Annotated in this window: 17 protein-coding genes; 3 read left to right on the top strand and 14 right to left on the bottom strand. The window is 53.5% G+C overall.

Annotation, left to right across the window (positions count from 1 at the left end):
- Positions 1-9: 9 nt before the first annotated feature.
- From WMW72_RS12690 to WMW72_RS12680, 3 genes are read right to left on the bottom strand one after another with little or no spacing between them, the layout of a single operon-like run.
- Positions 10-1,632: an ABC transporter substrate-binding protein gene (locus WMW72_RS12690; RefSeq protein ID WP_341415852.1), complete on the bottom strand. Its 1,623-nt coding sequence runs from the start codon at positions 1,630-1,632 to the stop codon at positions 10-12.
- Positions 1,629-2,369 (bottom strand): HAD family hydrolase, encoded by a 741-nt coding sequence (locus WMW72_RS12685; RefSeq protein WP_341415851.1) that lies wholly within the window; start codon positions 2,367-2,369, stop codon positions 1,629-1,631. The genes WMW72_RS12690 and WMW72_RS12685 overlap by 4 nt, the downstream gene beginning before the upstream one ends.
- The gene (locus WMW72_RS12680; protein ID WP_341415850.1) at positions 2,366-4,102 is read right to left on the bottom strand and encodes a CocE/NonD family hydrolase; all 1,737 of its coding nucleotides are present in this window, start codon (positions 4,100-4,102) and stop codon (positions 2,366-2,368) included. The genes WMW72_RS12685 and WMW72_RS12680 overlap by 4 nt, the downstream gene beginning before the upstream one ends.
- Before the next feature lie 385 nt (positions 4,103-4,487).
- Here WMW72_RS12680 and WMW72_RS12675 point away from each other — a divergent pair, with 385 nt between their 5' ends.
- Positions 4,488-5,825 carry an LLM class flavin-dependent oxidoreductase gene (locus tag WMW72_RS12675; RefSeq protein WP_341415849.1) on the top strand — a complete coding sequence of 446 codons (1,338 nt, stop codon included), beginning with the start codon at positions 4,488-4,490 and terminating at the stop codon, positions 5,823-5,825.
- 69 nt (positions 5,826-5,894) lie between these two features.
- Here the strand turns inward: WMW72_RS12675 and WMW72_RS12670 are convergent, their stop codons facing one another.
- Both WMW72_RS12670 and WMW72_RS12665 read right to left on the bottom strand, forming a co-directional pair.
- Positions 5,895-6,773 carry an SRPBCC family protein gene (locus WMW72_RS12670; RefSeq protein ID WP_341415848.1) on the bottom strand — a complete coding sequence of 293 codons (879 nt, stop codon included), beginning with the start codon at positions 6,771-6,773 and terminating at the stop codon, positions 5,895-5,897.
- A 24-nt stretch (positions 6,774-6,797) separates the two neighbouring features.
- Positions 6,798-7,277 (bottom strand): MerR family transcriptional regulator, encoded by a 480-nt coding sequence (locus WMW72_RS12665; RefSeq protein ID WP_341415847.1) that lies wholly within the window; start codon positions 7,275-7,277, stop codon positions 6,798-6,800.
- Between the two features lie 275 nt (positions 7,278-7,552).
- On the opposite strand from WMW72_RS12665, the gene WMW72_RS12660 reads away from it, so the two are divergent.
- Positions 7,553-8,425, top strand: coding sequence for a LysR family transcriptional regulator (locus tag WMW72_RS12660; protein WP_341415846.1), 873 nt, complete (start codon positions 7,553-7,555; stop codon positions 8,423-8,425).
- Between the two features lie 2 nt (positions 8,426-8,427).
- On the opposite strand, the gene WMW72_RS12655 is transcribed toward WMW72_RS12660, so the two are convergent.
- From WMW72_RS12655 to WMW72_RS12645, 3 genes are all read right to left on the bottom strand, one after another.
- Positions 8,428-9,504 carry an NAD(P)H-dependent flavin oxidoreductase gene (locus WMW72_RS12655; RefSeq protein WP_341415845.1) on the bottom strand — a complete coding sequence of 359 codons (1,077 nt, stop codon included), beginning with the start codon at positions 9,502-9,504 and terminating at the stop codon, positions 8,428-8,430.
- Positions 9,505-9,536: 32 nt separating this feature from the next.
- The gene (locus tag WMW72_RS12650; protein ID WP_341415844.1) at positions 9,537-9,854 is read right to left on the bottom strand and encodes an NIPSNAP family protein; all 318 of its coding nucleotides are present in this window, start codon (positions 9,852-9,854) and stop codon (positions 9,537-9,539) included.
- Between the two features lie 109 nt (positions 9,855-9,963).
- A complete protein-coding gene (locus WMW72_RS12645) occupies positions 9,964-10,707 on the bottom strand; it encodes an SDR family NAD(P)-dependent oxidoreductase (RefSeq protein ID WP_341415842.1) in 744 nt (247 codons plus the stop codon).
- Between the two features lie 413 nt (positions 10,708-11,120).
- On the opposite strand from WMW72_RS12645, the gene WMW72_RS12640 reads away from it, so the two are divergent.
- Entirely contained in the window at positions 11,121-11,489 is a 369-nt protein-coding gene (locus WMW72_RS12640; protein ID WP_341415840.1) for a MerR family transcriptional regulator, read from the top strand.
- A gap of 86 nt (positions 11,490-11,575) precedes the next feature.
- Here the strand turns inward: WMW72_RS12640 and WMW72_RS12635 are convergent, their stop codons facing one another.
- The 6 genes from WMW72_RS12635 to WMW72_RS12610 form a co-directional block, all read right to left on the bottom strand.
- Positions 11,576-13,009, bottom strand: coding sequence for an aldehyde dehydrogenase family protein (locus WMW72_RS12635; RefSeq protein ID WP_341415839.1), 1,434 nt, complete (start codon positions 13,007-13,009; stop codon positions 11,576-11,578).
- A gap of 162 nt (positions 13,010-13,171) precedes the next feature.
- On the bottom strand, positions 13,172-14,188 hold the full coding sequence (locus tag WMW72_RS12630) for a serine hydrolase domain-containing protein (RefSeq protein WP_341416023.1): 1,017 nt from the start codon (positions 14,186-14,188) through the stop codon (positions 13,172-13,174).
- A gap of 44 nt (positions 14,189-14,232) precedes the next feature.
- Positions 14,233-15,057, bottom strand: coding sequence for a MerR family transcriptional regulator (locus WMW72_RS12625; RefSeq protein WP_341415838.1), 825 nt, complete (start codon positions 15,055-15,057; stop codon positions 14,233-14,235).
- 244 nt (positions 15,058-15,301) lie between these two features.
- On the bottom strand, positions 15,302-15,841 hold the full coding sequence (locus WMW72_RS12620; protein WP_341415837.1) for a GNAT family N-acetyltransferase: 540 nt from the start codon (positions 15,839-15,841) through the stop codon (positions 15,302-15,304).
- A 97-nt stretch (positions 15,842-15,938) separates the two neighbouring features.
- Positions 15,939-16,649, bottom strand: a complete 711-nt coding sequence (locus tag WMW72_RS12615; RefSeq protein ID WP_341416022.1) for an amino acid ABC transporter permease — start codon at positions 16,647-16,649, stop codon at positions 15,939-15,941.
- The gene (locus WMW72_RS12610; protein WP_423227543.1) at positions 16,639-17,376 is read right to left on the bottom strand and encodes an amino acid ABC transporter permease; all 738 of its coding nucleotides are present in this window, start codon (positions 17,374-17,376) and stop codon (positions 16,639-16,641) included. Before WMW72_RS12610 ends, WMW72_RS12615 begins: the two co-directional genes overlap by 11 nt.
- Positions 17,377-17,419 lie beyond the last annotated feature (43 nt).

Below are 17,419 nucleotides of genomic sequence, written 5' to 3'. Positions count from 1 at the left end.
TGCGGCTGCTTACTTCGTAAAGTAAACGCTGGTCAGGTCCTGCACGTAGAGCGGATATGTTTTATACCCGGCCAGCTTCTTGTTCAGCGCAATGTTGGTATTCGGGTCCATGATATAGATCGCAGCCGCATCCTGCGTGAGGATGGTCTGTGCTTTCTTATACAGCTCGATCCGCTTGGCATCGTCCGTCTCAACTACCGCTGCGCGAAGCGTACTGTCGTACTCAGGGTTCTTATAATTGAAGAAATTGTTCGGCGAATCGGATAAATACTTGTTCAGAATCTGGAATGGATCGAGCTTGCCGTCCAGACCGATGATCGTGGTGTCATAATTGCGCCCTTTATAAATCCGGTCCAGCCATACGGCCCACTCGACCGGCTCAATCTTCACCTTCACGCCAATTTGCTCCAATTGGGCAACGACGACTTGGGCGGTATCCACGTGGAATTTATAGTTGGAAGGCACCGATAGCGTCGTTTCGAAGCCATCCGGATACCCGGCCTCCTTGAGCAGGCTCTTGGCTTTCTCCAAGTCCGTCTTGTACGTATTCTCCAGCCCTGCTTGATAGTACTTAGCCAATACGGGACTGAGGTTCGAGCCTAATATCGTTCCTTTACCCAGAGCGACGCCGTCGATGATCTCCTTCTTATTGATCGCGTAATTGAGAGCCTGGCGCACCTTCACATCGTTGAACGGCTTCCGCGTGATATTGAAGGTCACCAGCTGAACGAGATTCTGAGGCGTGCTGATCGTATTGAAGTCCTTGGCAACTTCCTGAAGCTGCTCGGTCCCGATCCGCGGATAGATATCTACTTCGCCTGACTTCAAGGCAAGAAGCCCCGCTTGCGAATCCGTGATGATCTTAAATGTCACTTGATCGAGGGAAGGAATCCCCTTCTGCCAATAGTCTGCAAATTTCTCGACGACCAGCTGCTGGCCTGGTGTATATTGCTTGTACTTGAACGGCCCCGTGCCAACCGGATTCTTGTTGCTGTCCTGGTAGCCGCTAGGGATCACGGTTGCCGTAAGTGCCGTGAGGAAGGAGGAATTGTTCTGCTTCAGCGTAATCACGACGGTAGAGGCATCGGGAGCCTCTACCGACTTGACGCCATCGAACGAGGTTTGGAGGGGCTTGCCCGTATCCAGGCCCGCCAGCCGGCTGTACGAATATTTGACATCGGCGGAGGTGAGCGCCTGCCCGTTGTGGAACTTGACGCCGTCTCGAAGCTTGAACGTATAGGTCAGACCGTCCGGCGATACGGTGTAGGATGCAGCAAGAGCCGGGAGAAGCTCTCCCTTCTCATTGGGCTTCAGCAGCCCTTCGAAAATATTGAACAGCACTTCATTGGTCCCTGCGGCCACCGCCAGGTGAGGGTCCAGGTAGTCCAGATCCTGCAGAATCAAGACGGTGACCTTGCCGCCGTCCGACTTGGCGCCCGTCTTCTCCACAGCCGCCCCTGAGCTAGTCTGGGGCGAAGCCGGACTGCCAGTGTCAGACTTGGCTTCCCCGGACGGCCCATTCCCTCCAGCATTTCCTCCCGCATTGCCCCCTCCCCCGCAAGCCGCCAGGACCCACACTAACAACATTACGACCAGACCGTTAAACAGCTTGGAATTCGCTTTTCTTTTCATCGTCCAGATCTTCCTTTCCTCATACTAGAGTAAGTGCCGGTGTGTGAGGTGCCTAGATGTACCTGCAAATCTTGGATGGAGGCGAGGATGGCCCCGCTTCCGATCTCTTGGATGCCTTCTCTCCCAAAACGGTTGATGAGGCAGCTCTTCATCCCCACCCGTTCGCTGCCTATGACATCGTCGTAATAATTGTCTCCGACGTATAGGCACTCTTCGGGCGGGACGCCAGCCCGCTCCAGCGCAAGCTCGAAGATTGCCGGGTCCGGCTTGGCGATGCCGACCTCTGAAGAGATGATAATCGGGTCCAGCAGAGGAAGCAGCCCGGTATTTGCGAGTACATCTCTGGCGGAGATATCCCAGTTGCTGATCAATCCGACGCCAAGACTGTGACTCTTAAGCTCCCGCAAAACGGAGACAGCTTCAGGAAAGGCTTGCCACGAGCGGTCGCGCGGTCCTTGCAGCTCTCTTAGCCGAATGCACTGCCTGCTGAGGTCGAAGTGCAGGCCGAGGGAATGATTCAGCACGCCCATGTACCAGGGAAAGAATGTGCCCGGTTCCCGGCCCAGGACGCCCGGATACTCCCGCATGAACAGCTTGTCCGTGAGATGGTAAGCCAGCTCGATCCGTTCAAGGTCAAGCTCGATACCTTCCTCGAGCAGGAAGCGCTGGAAGACCGCCTCGCGTTCCTGATAGACGAGGGTGTAGCCCAGATCGAACCAGATGAAGGAAATCGTCATGGCTCGCCTCTTCCCTCCTTCGCCTCATTACGGATGGTGGGCAGCCACAGGCGAGACGGATAGAGCTCGTCATGGTAAACCGTCTGCGTCGCGGTAACGAAATCCGCCTCCGTCGCCCTTCCTGGATCGATCAGCCGGTTTGGATGACGGTCGAAGGTCGGGAATAACGAGCTTGTAAGGTCTAGCCGAATCGCGTGTCCCTGCTGGAGCTGGATCGCCGTCGGTCCGAGCGACAGCTCGTAGCGCAGCACCTCGCCGGGCGGGACGGCCTCCCGCTTCGTCAGACCGTTACGGTAGCTGGCCCTGAGGATACCCTCCGCGATATTGTAGGCCCGCCCGTCCGGGTAAACGTCCACTAGCTTGGCGACGAAGTCAGTGTCTTCCGCCGTCGTAGCCGCATACAGCTCCAGCACGATCTCCCCTGCGAGCTCCAGCTCCTCCTGGAGCGGCTCCGATGTGTAGACCAGCACATCGTTTCGAACCTCGATAGGAAGCTGATTGCGCGGTCCCATCGGCGTTAGATCGGGGACGGCGCCTGATCGTCCTCCCAGCGCTGGTACAGCAATGGAGGGATGATAGACATAGACGTCGGGATGCTCGTCCAGCGGCTCAGTTAAGGAAAGTTGCCCGTCACCGTTGATCGAGTTCGCCCGCGAGGAGCTATGCAGGTAATAGGCTGTCCGCGTCGATCCTGGGGGCGGCCAGTTGGGTGCTTCCTGCCAGGTGTTGCTTCCCATCTGGAAGTAGCGGGCCGGAGCCGGTGCGGAAGCGGGCTCCTGCCCCTTCAGCCACTGGTCGAACCAGGCCAGCTGCAGCTCATCGATCCGGTTGGCGGCCTCGGGCCCGAAGTCCAGCTCCCCAACGTACCGGGACCAGGGCATATGGTACCAAGGCTCGATCACCAGGTATTGATGCTCGCGCGCTATGGCCGTGGCGCCCTGTGCGCGAACGCCGGCGAAGTTTTCAATCGTGCCGTCTACGAAGATGTCATACCAGCCGCCGAGATGCAGCGCGGGCACAGCGACGGAGCCGTAGCTCTCCTGGAGCGATTGGCCCAGCCAGTACTCGGATCGGACAGGATGCTCCAGCCATCGCTCGTAATAGGGAGCCAGCTCCCTAACGGCTTCCGGCGGCTCGGATAACGGCAGTCTTCTATAGTACGCCTGGATGTTGGCGTAATAAGAGCCGAGCTCCGCGATCCAATCAGACCGGCCACGACGGATGGCCGTATCTTGCGCCGCAAATAATACCCAGGATTGCAGCAGCGCCAGCGAGAAGGCGCCGTTGCGGTACGCTTTGCCTTGGTAAGCATCGGATCCGATCATCCCTGGAGCGATGCACACCAGGTGCGGGGGCTGTAGAACCGCGGCTTGCCACTGCACCGATCCGCAGTACGAGAATCCGTACATGCCGACCTTGGGCACGACGTACGGAAGCTTGGCTGCCCACTCGATCGTGTCGTAGCCGTCCTTCGCTTCATGCGTATAAGGGTCGAACTCTCCCTCCGACGTCCATCTGCCGCGCGTATCCTGAACAATGACCACATATCCTTGTCTGGCATACCAGCTAGGGTGAGCATAGTTCATCGTTTGCGCGTCTTCCTTGTTATATGGCGTTCGGAGAAGCAAGACAGGATGCGACTCATCGTTCGCTGGCCGGTAGATATCGGCGAACAGCCGGACGCCGTCCCGCATAGGCACCGCCACGTTTTTCTCTACGATCACTCGAGACATCTCGCTGTAACCTCCTCGTTCCTGTCTCAACAAACAAAGGGGACACTGCTCCATGACAGAGTCAGCATCCCCAGTTGACTGGTAAACGCAATAATTCCTATGTGTTAAATGTGATTTATGTCGGCAAGATGAATAATAATCCAGTTTTTCCAATACGTCAATTGTTATTTGTTGCGTTTGCGGGCCGCTTGATAGACCTGATTGATTGACAACCCTTCAATTACACCGTATCATGACACTCATAATGAACGTAGCCGGATGCCCGTGCCGGAACAACATCATATCGTTGTCAACCATATGAATGGAGACACTTTTTCGACTTAGTCGGAAGTGTCTTTTTTGCATTTTGACGGGCGTTCGGCGGCACTTGAGGAGATGAGTAACCATGACACGCAAGCGGCAGATCAAGCTGTCGGCCTACCTTGTCGGGACCGGCATGCATGCTTCGTCCTGGCGCCTCGCGCAGGCCAGTCCAGGCGCCAGCATCGACATCGATTATTATCGGGAGCTCGCCGTGACGGCGGAACGCGGCTGCTTCGACATGGTGTTCCTGGCAGACAGTCTGGCGATCAATGAGCGATCTCACCCCAACATCCTGAACCGGTTCGAGCCGCTGACCCTGATCGCCGCCCTGGCCGGGGCGACTTCTCGCATAGGCTTGGTCGCGACGGCGTCCACGTCCTACACCGAGCCGTTCAACCTCGCACGCCAGCTGCTATCTGTCGATCGGATCAGCCGGGGCCGCGCGGGCTGGAACATCGTGACGACGCGGGATCTCTCCGGCAGTACCGCCCGCAACTTCGGCGCTGAGTCGCACTACGAGCTGGAGCACCGGTACCGCCGGGGCGAGGAGTTCGTCGATGTCGTCCGCGGTCTCTGGGATTCGTGGGAGGACGATGCCTTCGTATTCGAGAAGGAAACGGGACGTTTCTTCGACCCGGGCAAGCTGCATCGCCTTCAGCATCGGGGCGACTTCTTCGCAGTTGAGGGCCCGCTGAATATAGCCCGCTCCGAGCAGGGCTACCCCCTGCTCGTCCAGGCCGGGAATTCGGATGCTGGCCAGCAGTTGTCAGCCCGCGTGGCCGAGGTGGTATTCGCGATCAAGTTTAACGAGGAGGACGCCAAGGCCTACTACGATGAGTTCAAGCGCAAGGTGGCCTCCTACGGCCGGAACCCGGATGACGTCTATATCCTGCAGGGAATCTCACCTGTCATCGGAGCGACGGAGGAAGAAGCTCAGGCGAAGAAAAGACAGCTGGAGGCGCTGCTCTCGGACGAAACCATACTCGGCTTTCTGGCGGATTATTTCAAGGAAATTGACTTCAGCCGCTTCACGCCTCACACGACGGCCTCCGACGCCGGGCTTGATACACTTCAGTCCGCCAATCCCGATTACAAGAAGCATCAGCCCGTCATCGCCAGAGAGAACCCGACGCTCCGTGAGGTCTACTCCCTGATCATTGGCTCATTCAGCGGGGATCATCTGGTAGGTACGCCTGAGAAGATCGCGGATACGCTCGAGCGGTGGTTCCACGGCGGAGCGGCGGACGGCTTCATGCTCATGGCTCCGGCGCTGCCGGAAGGACTGGACGATTTCGTGAATCTCGTCGTTCCGCTCCTCCAGGAGCGCGGCCTCTTCCGCCAGTCATACGAAGGCTCGACGCTGCGCGAGCACTTTGGCCTTCCAGTACCGCTGAGCCGGTACACGCGTATCGTCAACTAGCCGGCAACGCCGAACAAGCGCCTCCCGTTATGTCGGAGAGGCGCTTGTTCGGCTTGTGTCCTTCGCTGATTAGCTTTTCTTCGTCTGGGCAGTCAATAGCGCTCCTAGCCTGTCCAAGTTTTGTTCATTCGCTTCTTCGCACATGGATTTGAGCTTGTGATAGTCGCTCCCGCTTTCGAATGTCTGCCGGAACGTGAGCTCTGTGCCGCCGCTAACGCTCTCGAACGTGCCAGTCAGCATAAAGTGAGGGCTGGATTCGTGCCGTAGCACGATACGCTCAGACGTGACTTCATGAAACACGCTGCGGTTTGGATAATTGGCACCACCCGGGCCATGCATCGTATATTCCCAAACGCCTCCAGGTCTTACATCAAAAGTGTGGAATGTATTCGTGAACCCGTTAGGTCCCCACCACTGAGCGAGCAGCTCCGGTTCCGTCCATGCCCGGTACACTTCGTCCATAGGGGCATCGAATTTCCGGCGAGAAATAAGCTCGAACGTCTCCGCGTTGCTTTCCCCCAGAGATTTTCCGAGCAGGTCCAGCATGTCATGTGTCCCCAGCTCGCGCTGCTCCGGCATGTCATGGCCGTCGAAGAACGTTCCCTGCTCGGTAAAGATCATCTTGACCCCATCCGAGGTCGGTATGAATTCAATGGTTGCGATGGAAACGGAGATCCGGATGTCTCCTTGATCCAGACTGTACGTGTAGACCAGACGTTCATGGGGCACAATTTCCTGATAATGGGCTTCAAAGGTAAAGACAGGCCCGCCTGGGGGGCCGCCCCGGCTAATTTCTCTCCCGCCTACGCGGAAGTCAAAGTCCTCGGCCGGCTGGAACCAGCGTGCCTTGGCGCTTCGGTCGGACCATGCAGCAAATACGCGCTCCGCAGTGGCGCGATAATTGCGCTCGATTCGGAATGTAGAGTGAGTCGTAAATCTTGGTTTCATCAGGTATTCCTCCCTATTGGAAGCTTAGATCAAGTCTTCATTTAGCACATCGCCAAGCTGATCGAAACGTCGTTCCCAATTCAACCGGTGTTCCATGATATACTTTTCGTGACTCAGCTTCATCGTCTCCAGCAGTGAAATAAACGCTTCGTTGGAAAGCGGCTCCTCATCGTTCATTTTTTCGGCGACTCGTTCGAGCTCGGCCAGCAGCCTCTGCTGGGTTTGAATTTGTTTCTGCACCCGCTTAATCTGCATAGCCACGATGTCAGCTGGGGCATACGTGTGCCCGTTAAGCACCGATTGAATGTCTTCGAGCGATAATCCCAAATCCTTAAGTGACAAGATTTGGTGCAGTCGTCTGATGTCAGCTTCGTTGTATAACCGATGACCGGTAACGGAATGCCCGGACGGCGAGAATAAGCCGATCTGATCGTAAAACCGCAGGGTGCGGACGGTAAGGCCCGTCATTTTGGCAAGTTCCCCGACTTTCCACTGCTGCTGCATAACCCACTCCTTTTGTTGGCGCTAGCTGTCTACCGGTATCTTGAGTATAAAACGTGACGTTACGTAAGGTGCAAGAGAATTTTAAAAAAGACCAGATTTCCTTGAAATAAGGAATTCCAGTCTTATTCGTACCTCGAGCTTTACGTATCGTGCGGAAGCTGGGGAACAGTTATGCACAATCGGATACAATGACTTCTGTTATCACGCATAATGTGTAATAATGATAATAGATATCTAAAGATGAGATATCTGGCTTATACATTCAGGGGGTCCGTATGGATATTCAATTGCTCAAAGTTTTTTTTACGACAGCGCAAGAAGGCAGTCTATCCAGAGCGGCGCAAAAACTGAATTTCGCCCAATCCAACGTGACGCATAAGATTCAGCAGCTGGAAGCGGATTTGCAGACGCAGCTCTTTTATCGTCATAATCGGGGGATTACGCTGACCCCTTCCGGGCAAATTCTCGTTTCCTATGCGGAGAAGATCCTACATGTCATTCAGGAAGCCAGGCTAGCCGTCGGAGACTCCGCCGTACCCGCAGGGCCGCTTCATATCGGCTCTCTGGAAACAACCGCTGCCGTTCGTCTGCCAGCTCTATTAACCCAATATCATACCGAATATCCGGCGGTCGACTTCTCCCTCATCACCGGCCCTACTGAGCAGCATCTTCATGCCGTGTTACATTATGAATTGAATGGGGCCTTCGTCAGCGGGCCCGTGGAGCATCCCGATGTGATTCAAGAGCATGTCATCGATGAGGAGCTGGTGCTTGTCACCGCTGTCTCCCATCCTCCCGTCCATACCATCCAGGACGTGAAGCTGCGTACGTTTCTTGTCTTTTACAGCAGCTGTTCGTATCGGGCCAAATTAAATCAGCTGCTCCAGGAGGAAGGGATATTACCCGTCAAGCTGATGGAATTCGGCTCGATTGAAACGATCATCGGCTGCGTCGGCGCCGGCCTCGGCATTTCTCTCTTGCCGCGTTGCATTATCACTGAGGCGGAGCAGCAAGGCCGGATTCGCTGTCATGAGATCCCCGGCAAGCATGCCATCGTCAACACTGTGTTCATCAGGCGCAAGGATGCGTTAATTACACCCGCGTTGTCAGCCTTCTTATCGGAGATGCGGACCCATTTCAGCTCATGATCTTAATCGATTAATGCCTTGGCCTGCTGGATGACTTCGTCTACAATCTGCTTGGCGGTATGATCCGCTGTCAGCATCCGGGTACCTTGTCCTGCCCATAAGGATAAATACTCCGCCTGCTGCCGCGCCCCTGCCGCATTCCGGATATCGCGAGTTATGGTGTTTTGCGTCGGGAATGCGAGCGGGGCTACTCCGGTTGCTTCCCATTGCCGGATAAAGGTATTCTTGATGCCGCGAGCCGGTCTTCCGGAGAATGCCTTGGTGAGCACCGTGCTTTCTTCGTTGCTAGCAAGCAGGGCTGCCCGGTATGCGGGATTCGTTCCGGATTCCACGGCGGTCAGGAAGCGCGTACCTAGCTGCACGCCTTGGGCACCCAGCATCAATGCAGCGGCAAGACCGCGGCCGTCCATAATTCCGCCCGCCGCGATAACGGGAATCGTTACTTTATCCACAATCTGTGGGATAAGAGCCATCGTGCCTATATTGGCCCCCATCGGATGATCATCTAAGGCAAATGTACTGCGATGTCCGCCCGCTTCACTACCCTGAGCGACTATGGCATCACAGCCCATCTCCTGGGCAAGCACAGCTTCTCGTACCGTCGTCACCATGGATACGACTTTAATGCCAGACGATGCTGCACTTTGCATGAAAGCAGCCGGTAATACACCGAAAGCTGTGCTGATGACGGGTACCTTCTCTTCGAGCAGCACGGCAAATTGCTCTTCAAACCAATGGGGAGTACGAACTTCATTCCCCGCTGCGTCGGGAAGACCAAGCTGATGCCTCATCTTATTGAGTTCGCTCTGAACTTCATGAATCCGGGTGTTGTCATCACCGGCTTGCGTCACAAAGAGATTGACTGCGAAAGGCGCGGCCGTTCGTTCTTTAATCCGGCGTACAGCCGCTCGGATGGCTTCCGGCTCCATGTAGGCCGCACCCAGGGTGCCGAGTCCGCCTGCCTCGGATACGGCTGCCGTAAGCTCAGGCGTAGAGGGTCCGCCTGCCATTCCGGCGAGAAAGATCGGATAACGAATTTGAAGTTGTTCGCACAAGGCGGTTTGCAGTGTTATTTTCATAGAATGCTCACCCTTCCTGCTGAGTCAGAAGCTTATTGGAAAAAAGGGGCATTTTCCATATATATAATTTCGATTTTATCATACATGGGACCACTTTGCTCAGTTCTCTGCCTCAGATCGATCCATTCTTGATCCTCGAGAAACGCCTGGAAGTTCTGCTCTCGTGCAGATGCATCCGGATGCTCAAGCACATAGTACAGCCGATTTTTCGCGGGGTCCGCATCCACCCAGAAATTCGTTACTTTCATCCCATGCTTGGCAAATATTTTTATCGTATCATCCCGGAACCGATCCAGCATTGCCTGCATGCGGCCGGGAAGGACATCATAAATCCGCAGTTCGTACAGCATCAGCGTGTTCCTCCTCTTCTGCCCTCAGGGATTGGGTAAAGACTACCCGATCTATGCTAGGGTTACCTGTTCACACTCTCCAGATGCGCGCCAATCATACCTGGTCTGCTTACCACTGGCCCGCGCTTTGGCCGCCATCCACATGAAGGATTTCTCCGGTCACGAACGGTGCGGATTCCAGATACACTATAGCGTCGACAACCTCCTGAACCTCACCCATTCGGCCCATAGGGTGCAATTTGTTCAAAAAGTCATGGGCTTCAGGCGGATGCATCGGGGTCTTGATAACTCCCGGCGCAACGGCGTTCACGCGAATGCCTTTGTCTGCATATTCAATCGCCAGCGACTTCGTAGCCGACGTCAAACCTCCCTTGGTCAATGCGGCCAGCACAGATGGCACAGCTTTGATGGGCTGCTCGGCGACCCCGCTGGCTGTGATGTTAACGATGTGGCCGGAGCCTGCCTTCAGCATCTTTGTCACTGCACGCTGCGTAACATGGAAGAAGCCCGCTACATTCGTGGACAGCACCGATTCAAACTCGGCCTCCGAATAGTCCGTGAATGGCTTCGCTACAAAAATACCGGCATTGTTCACCAAGGTGTCAATCTGCCCAAAGCGGGAAAGTCCTTCCTGGATCAGGCGCTCAGCTATTTGGGGATTTGAGATATCTCCGGCAACATAAGCGACATGCGCTCCAGTGGGATCGATTTCCTTGGCAGCTTCAGCCAGCGCTTGTTCACGACGACCGTTGATAACTACTTGTGCTCCCCGTTTCACCAGTTCAATAGCCACTGCCTTTCCGATCCCACTGCTTCCTCCTGTAATCACTGCCACTTTACCTTGAATAGTCATTGTGTTCATTCCCCTTTATCTACCTATCCATAAATAGGTTAATTGGCTTGAATGTATCCGCCCGCCTTTCTTCTTAAAGCTGTAGCGGATCTTCATGCGTCAGCGTTGACCGCAAGCTAATCATACATCGGGCCTTATTATCATGTAAAATACATAATTAAGATGCATGGTATCTCAAATCCAGATATCTGATCCTAAAGTTAAGGAGTGCTTGCATGCAGGAGCTCTCTTCTCCCCTCTTACGACCTCCCATGTTACAATGTCCTTAGATTGCCGGGCCTCGGCGAAAATACAATGGCTAAAGAAGCTTATGGAACACGAGCCCCATAAACTTCTTTAGCCATTCGAATATTGAAGTTAAACTTACCACTGTAACCGGACATACCTATGATCAGCATGCGGAGGAATCAGACATGGAATACACCATTAAGGATGTTTCAGAAAAATTTAACTTGGCGCCCCATACCCTGCGGTACTACGAAAAGGAAGGCTTGCTGCCTCCCGTTCACCGATTGGAAAACGGAAGGCGGCTTTATAACGAAACCGATCTATTGAGAATTCAGATGATATGCTGTATGCGGGCAACGGGAATGTCTGTCGATGCCATCAGACATTACAATGATTTGAACCTGCTCGGCGATGAGACACTACCGGAAAGGCGTCAAATTATCGTTAACCAAAAGGAGAACGTCGAGCAGCATATTCAAGAATACAACAAGCTTCTTGAGCTGTTGAAGCAAAAACTGGACTATTATGATTCGTTGATCGCTGAGAAAGTTTAAACAACGACGAAGCCTGATCGTTCCTCATAGCCTCCAATCAGTTGCTCCTTGGTTGCCAATTTCTCCATTCCCTTTCCATGCTAGATTTAAGCAAGAACCGCGTAATGGCCTAGAATCGCCTTCGGCTCCAGATACTCTTCGATGCCATACGTCCCGTGCTCCCGTCCGATGCCGGATTGCTTGAATCCGCCGAACGGCGCTTTCGGCTCGTCATGCAGTCCATTGACGGATATGCGTCCTGCTACGATTTGCTCGGCAACCCGATTTCCACGCTCCGTACTCCCCGAGAAAACGAAGGCTTGCAGGCCGTAAGGGGTATCGTTTGCGATTTCGATCGCTTCTTCTTCCGTCTGGTAGGTAAGGATAGCTAGCACCGGTCCGAAAACCTCTTCCCTTGCGATCGTCATATCGTTCGTTACGCTCGCGAAGACCGTGGGCTTCACGAAGTAGCCGGTATGGAGTCCTTCGGGGCTGCCTGGGCCGCCGGCTACCAGCTCGGCTCCATCCTCAAGCGCCTGCCGGATATAGCGCTGGACGGTATCGTACTGCTTTTGGCTGGCCATCGGGCCGATCAGGGTTGCCTCATCCCACAGATCTCCGACCTGTACAGCTTCGATGGCAGAGGCCATCAGTTGCTTGACTTCCTGCAGACGAGATGCCGGGACAATGACCCGTGTACCGGCCAGACATGCTTGGCCGCTATTGATGTAACCGGCCCTCACAGCCAGCGGAATGGCCTTGGACAAGTCGGCATCGTCCAAAATAACAGTAGGAGACTTGCCGCCTAGCTCAAGCGTAATCCGCTTAAGTTGCGCAGCTGCGCCTGCGGCGATTCGTTTGCCTACCTGGGTCGAGCCTGTAAAGGCCATAACCCCGACATCCGGATGACGGGTCAGCTCCTCGCCGACAACCTCGCCTTTGCCGTTCACGATATTAATCACACCTGCCGGGATACCTGCTTCATGAATAGCTTCTGCGAATAGCTGCGTTTGCGCCGCGCTGAGCTCGCTCGGTTTCACGACCAGCGTACATCCAGCGGCCAGGGCCGGCGCAATTTTATTGGCCAGATGCGTTGCATTCGCATTCCATGGCGTAATCGCACCGACAACACCGATCGGTTCCATCCGTACTTTGGCCTTGCCGGCTGTTCGTGTAAAGGAATACGACTCCAGATCTTCCTTCGTATGCAGAAAAGCATCCACGGCGATTTGGGTCAGCATCCTGGCTACCGATACCGGCGCGCCGTATTCCTCGACGGTCGCTTCCGTCAACCGGTCAAATCGGCTTAATAGGGACTGGTGGAGCCGCAGGAGCATATCGGCACGCTCTTGAACCGTCGTTTTGGAGAAATGTTTGAAAGCGGACTTCGCCGCGGCGATCGCAAGCTGCGTATCTTCAACGTTTCCAAGCACGACTTTTCCGGTTACCTGCTTATTCGCAGGGTTGATGAGCTCCAGCTCCTCTAAGCCTATCGGTTTGACAAACTGTCCATTTATATAAATCTTATCGAATACATGCATAGCTTATTTCCTCCCTGAGATATGATGTCCGATTCGCATCGGAAGAAGCGATCCGGCTTGTGATTATCATAAATCTTAAAGTTGACTTTAAGTCAAGGGAAAGAAATGAACTGGATGGGATCATAAAAAAAGCCCGCGTGTTATGCGGGCTTTAGCTTACTTTTAGTCGAGTACAGCAGGAATGATATGCTCCTTGATCAGTGTCCACCTGTCCCGAGGGTTCATGATAAATTCAGAGGCAATGGCTACGACCAGATCTTGCTCGGGCAGGCAGCAGATGATATGACCGCCGTCGCCTACTGCGGCAAAGCCTCCGTCCTCTTCGGATAGCCACCATAAATAACCATATTTGTGAGGGGTCATCGTAGTGGATTTGTCGATCCAGGCTTTAGAAATCACTTGTTGATTGTCCCACATGCCACGGTTCAGATAAAGCCAGCCAAAACGTGCCATATCGCGGGGTCTCAGTGTAAGTCCCCACCCTCCTGTGGAGTTGCGGTTAGGGTCTTCGACCCAGCCTCTCACCTTTTTCCCGAATAAATCATCAAACCCGAACGATGTCATGGGATAATCCGGGATTTCCTTCATGCCGATGGGTTTGAATAAGCGTTCGTTGGCAAACTCACGGGCGCTTTGCCCGGTACTGCGAGTGATAATGGCTGACAGCAAATGCGCTCCCGCGGTGGAATACTTAAACTCTCCCATACGTCCCTGTTGCCCCAGCATATCCAGTGTATACGTCACCCAATTCGGCTGCATGCACATCTTGTCCAGCGGTTCTTGCCAGTTCTCAAATGGATACGGAGCCGTCATCGTGAGAAGATGACGCAGGGTGATATCTCGTTTCTGGGGCTCCGCAGCATCCGGCACGTAGTCCGGGAAGAAATCCAGCACCTTCTGATCTGCACCTTGAATAAATTTGGCATCGATGGCAATTCCCATGAGGGCGGACAGAAGGCTTTTCGTTACTGAAGCGACATGATGCGTATCGTCCGGGCCATAACCCTTATAGTATCTTTCATAAGCGATATATCCATTTCGCACAATCACGATTCCGTTCATATTGCTATACTCGGACGTGATCACAGGGTCAAGTGCCGCTAGCTTCTCAGCGTCCATGTTCAAGGCTGCCGGATCAGCGGCTTGCCATTCTGGTGTTGGCCAGTCGTTTCTTTGCACGATCGATCCCTCTCTATAGACCAATTTGTTGGCTCCCTTGCTACTTATTTTTTCTTGACAGGAAAATACACCTCGGTCACTAACGACTCGGGATCAGCGGCTTCATGGGGATCGGTTACATATACTTCATAGGGAGCTTGCACCCATTCATATCGTTCATCCTCTATCCACTTCCTGAGCCTGGCATATACCGAAGTCAATTCGGAATAAGAGCCCTTGAATACCGACTTCGCACAAAGCCCTCCAGGCAAATCTCTCGTTCCCTGCACAGCCTCTTTGATCGGAAGGGCAAACTCTGTATCATTACCGGCAGGGTTGTAATCAGGGCTGTGATAAATAGTCATGGGCGTTCCGAGCAAAGTGAGCTTTTCAGCAGCAATTTTTTCATACAGCCTGCTAAAATGCTTCCCATAGCCTGCAGTATAGTCATCCCTACTTAGCATCTGCCGCATAGAAAGGATATTCATGGGCGGAGTTTCAACAAGTTGTACTTCGATATCGTCCAAGTAGGACATCAGGGGTATGCCCTTTTGTAAATGGAACATATCATGACTCATTTGTTTGAGGGTATACTCTAAAGCACTCGCTTTTTCCTGGATTTCCCTGCTTTTGCGGGCAAGGGCCATACTTAACCTCTCTTCGGATTGATCCTCTTCCGCGTCCAGCAAGTCTTTGATTTCGTCCAGGGAAAAATGATAAGACTTCAACCGGCTGATCAGCAGCATTTTTTTGAGCTGCTTGATGGAATAATACCGGTAACCGTTCTCGGGATTAATCTCATCGGGATTAATTAATTCAATTTCTGCATAATATCGAAGCGTTTTAGTAGATACTCCGCATATCTTTGAGAATTCTCCGATCGATAGCAAGAGGTCTCCTCCTTTCTTCATCATGTATCATGTTACACGGACTAGCTACTGGGCAACATCGATTCTTTGTTCCATTCCACTATGCACCTTACCCTAAGGGAAAAGTCAACTGCAAAAATACCCGTGCTTCTTTCGTTGAGTAAATAAAAATAACACCAGCCATCTTCCTTCATAGAAGATGGCTGGTGTCACAATAGTCGCTTGCTTCATGTCATCGAAACTTACTAGGACGCTGCAGGAAAGCTCAATGATGATTAGATCCGGATAAACTTTCTTCGGTTTCTCGTTGCCTGCTTTCAGCTTGAACCGGCGGCAACGGTTTGGTGAGAAAGATTAGCTGGTCATCTGTGCCCAGCGCCCGTTCGAAAAAGCGCTCATATCCTCTTCGCTCATACATCGGGAGCAGCCAAGGGTGCTTTCTAGACGTGGCTAGTGTGACGGCGGATGCCTTCAGTTCGTCCCTCACGACAGTTTCCTCCACATACGTTAACAGCAGAGAACCGATCCCCTTGCCGCCCCACGCCGGATCGACGGCAAACCAGTACAGGAATGGATGCGGAGTTACCTCTGAATTAGAACGAAGCGATAATGTGGCGAGGATGGTCCCATCCTGAACGAGGACATAACAGGACTGCTGGATGATGTTATCCAGCACCATGTCCAAGTCTGCATGCACAGCCCGGAAGGCTATGCCGAGCCTTTCAATCGATGTATAAGCCCCTTTGATGACCCGCAAGATGTGTTCAGCATCCTGCGCCACTGCCAATCGATATGTGATACTCAAGTTCTTGAGTCTCCTCTCTTAATCAGACCTATGGTCGATGCTTCGCAATCCCTCATGCTTCCCGAATCCCCACGATGTCTGGAGAAGTTCAACAGGATCATTGGATGCCTCCCCGGTTATACCGAGTTAAGCGATGCTCGAAAAACGCCGTAATTCTCTCCGCGATAAAAGTCAATCCCCAATAAATGAGCGCGGCGGCGATGAAGGCTTCTAAAAATTTCAAGTTGGTTGTCGCCACGATATGCGCTTTCCCGTTTAATTCGACGAGTGAGATGGTAAAAGCCAAGGAAGAGCCATGCAGCAACCCGATGAATTTGTGAAGCAAATTCGGAAGGCTGGCCATCAATGCCTGCGGCATGATGACACGCCTTAGCCCTTGCGCCGTGGTCATGCCCACGGAGTAGGCCGCCTCCATCTGGCCGTGAGATACGGACAAGATGCCGGAGCGGATCGCTTCAGACATATAGGCGCCCGAGTTCAGCGAGAACGCAATGAGAACAAAGGTAATGAGCGGGATCGATTTGGAGCGGATGCCCCAGCCGTACAGCTCAGACAAATAGTCGAACAGCATCGGCAGCCCGAAGTAAATGAGCATAATATGCAGCAGCAGCGGCGTTCCCCGGATGAACGATACATAGAAATCGGCGATCCAGTGAATAAAGCGCACTTTGTAGATGCGGATGAGCGCTAGGGCCGTGCCGATAACAAAGCCGAACAGCAGCGGGATGATCGATATCACGAGCGTGAGCGGCAGCGCCTTCAAGATGTCGAAGAACGCTTTTGCGATGAAGGGAATGTCAAGAGTAATGTTGCAGCCCTCCTGCCCGGTCTACGGTTATTTTTCGTTCGTGCCGCATAAGACGCTTCTCCCCGGCAGCGAAGAGCCTCTCCAGCACGATGCAGATGGCATAGTAGATGATAGCGAGCGACATGTAGATTTCGAGAAAATGATTCGTCGTCAGCAGCGTCTCCGCCCGTCCTACCATGTCCATCACCCCCAGCGAGAAGGCCAGTGAGGTGTCTTTCATCGAGGAAATCACGAGATTGCCGAAGTTCGGAAGTGCTATGACGAGCGCCTGCGGCAGTACGATTCGAATAAAGGCGTCCCGTCCGGTCATCCCTGTTGCATACGCCGCCTCAAGCTGCCCTCGATCGATGCTAAGCACGGCCGAGCGGACGATCTCCGACACATAGGCTCCTATGTGCAAGCCGTATGTGATAATGACGAAGACTATCGCTCCCACGTTAGTCACATCGATATGTACCAAGTGCAGCAGCTCGGGGAGTCCATAGTACACCAGGACCAGTTGGATGAGGATAGGTGTCCCCCGGATAAAGGAAACGTAGATCATGACAAGCCGATTAAGCACCGGTACCTGATACAATCTGGGAATGACGATGATGAAGCCGATCAGGAGGCCCAGCAGCAAGGCGGCAGCCAATATGAATAATGTAATATGAAGATAGGAAAGTAATTTCGGTAGAAATACCCCGATTAATTGAATATCAAACGATTTGCCCATCGTACCCCCCATTCTCATCCGGACCGCTGCGAACAGGTGGGCAACCTGCTCCGCC

The organism is Paenibacillus filicis (genome assembly GCF_038070315.1).
GTDB lineage: Bacteria > Bacillota > Bacilli > Paenibacillales > NBRC-103111 > Paenibacillus_G > Paenibacillus_G filicis.
The sequence above is the reverse complement of the archived record's forward strand: the minus strand, read 5'-3'. Positions and strand labels throughout refer to the sequence as shown.

Excerpts from the sequence above, each read along its gene's own strand:
- WMW72_RS12660 (WP_341415846.1), top strand. The coding sequence starts at position 7,553 with ATGGATATTCAATTGCTCAAAGTTTTTTTTACGACAGCGCAAGAAGGC.
- WMW72_RS12640 (WP_341415840.1), top strand. The coding sequence starts at position 11,121 with ATGGAATACACCATTAAGGATGTTTCAGAAAAATTTAACTTGGCGCCC.
- WMW72_RS12610 (WP_423227543.1), bottom strand. The coding sequence starts at position 17,376 with ATGGGGGGTACGATGGGCAAATCGTTTGATATTCAATTAATCGGGGTA.
- WMW72_RS12635 (WP_341415839.1), bottom strand. The coding sequence starts at position 13,009 with ATGCATGTATTCGATAAGATTTATATAAATGGACAGTTTGTCAAACCG.
- WMW72_RS12680 (WP_341415850.1), bottom strand. The coding sequence starts at position 4,102 with ATGTCTCGAGTGATCGTAGAGAAAAACGTGGCGGTGCCTATGCGGGAC.
- WMW72_RS12645 (WP_341415842.1), bottom strand. The coding sequence starts at position 10,707 with ATGACTATTCAAGGTAAAGTGGCAGTGATTACAGGAGGAAGCAGTGGG.
- WMW72_RS12650 (WP_341415844.1), bottom strand. The coding sequence starts at position 9,854 with ATGCTGTACGAACTGCGGATTTATGATGTCCTTCCCGGCCGCATGCAG.
- WMW72_RS12685 (WP_341415851.1), bottom strand. The coding sequence starts at position 2,369 with ATGACGATTTCCTTCATCTGGTTCGATCTGGGCTACACCCTCGTCTAT.
- WMW72_RS12670 (WP_341415848.1), bottom strand. The coding sequence starts at position 6,773 with ATGAAACCAAGATTTACGACTCACTCTACATTCCGAATCGAGCGCAAT.
- WMW72_RS12690 (WP_341415852.1), bottom strand. The coding sequence starts at position 1,632 with ATGAAAAGAAAAGCGAATTCCAAGCTGTTTAACGGTCTGGTCGTAATG.
- WMW72_RS12665 (WP_341415847.1), bottom strand. The coding sequence starts at position 7,277 with ATGCAGCAGCAGTGGAAAGTCGGGGAACTTGCCAAAATGACGGGCCTT.
- WMW72_RS12675 (WP_341415849.1), top strand. The coding sequence starts at position 4,488 with ATGACACGCAAGCGGCAGATCAAGCTGTCGGCCTACCTTGTCGGGACC.
- WMW72_RS12655 (WP_341415845.1), bottom strand. The coding sequence starts at position 9,504 with ATGAAAATAACACTGCAAACCGCCTTGTGCGAACAACTTCAAATTCGT.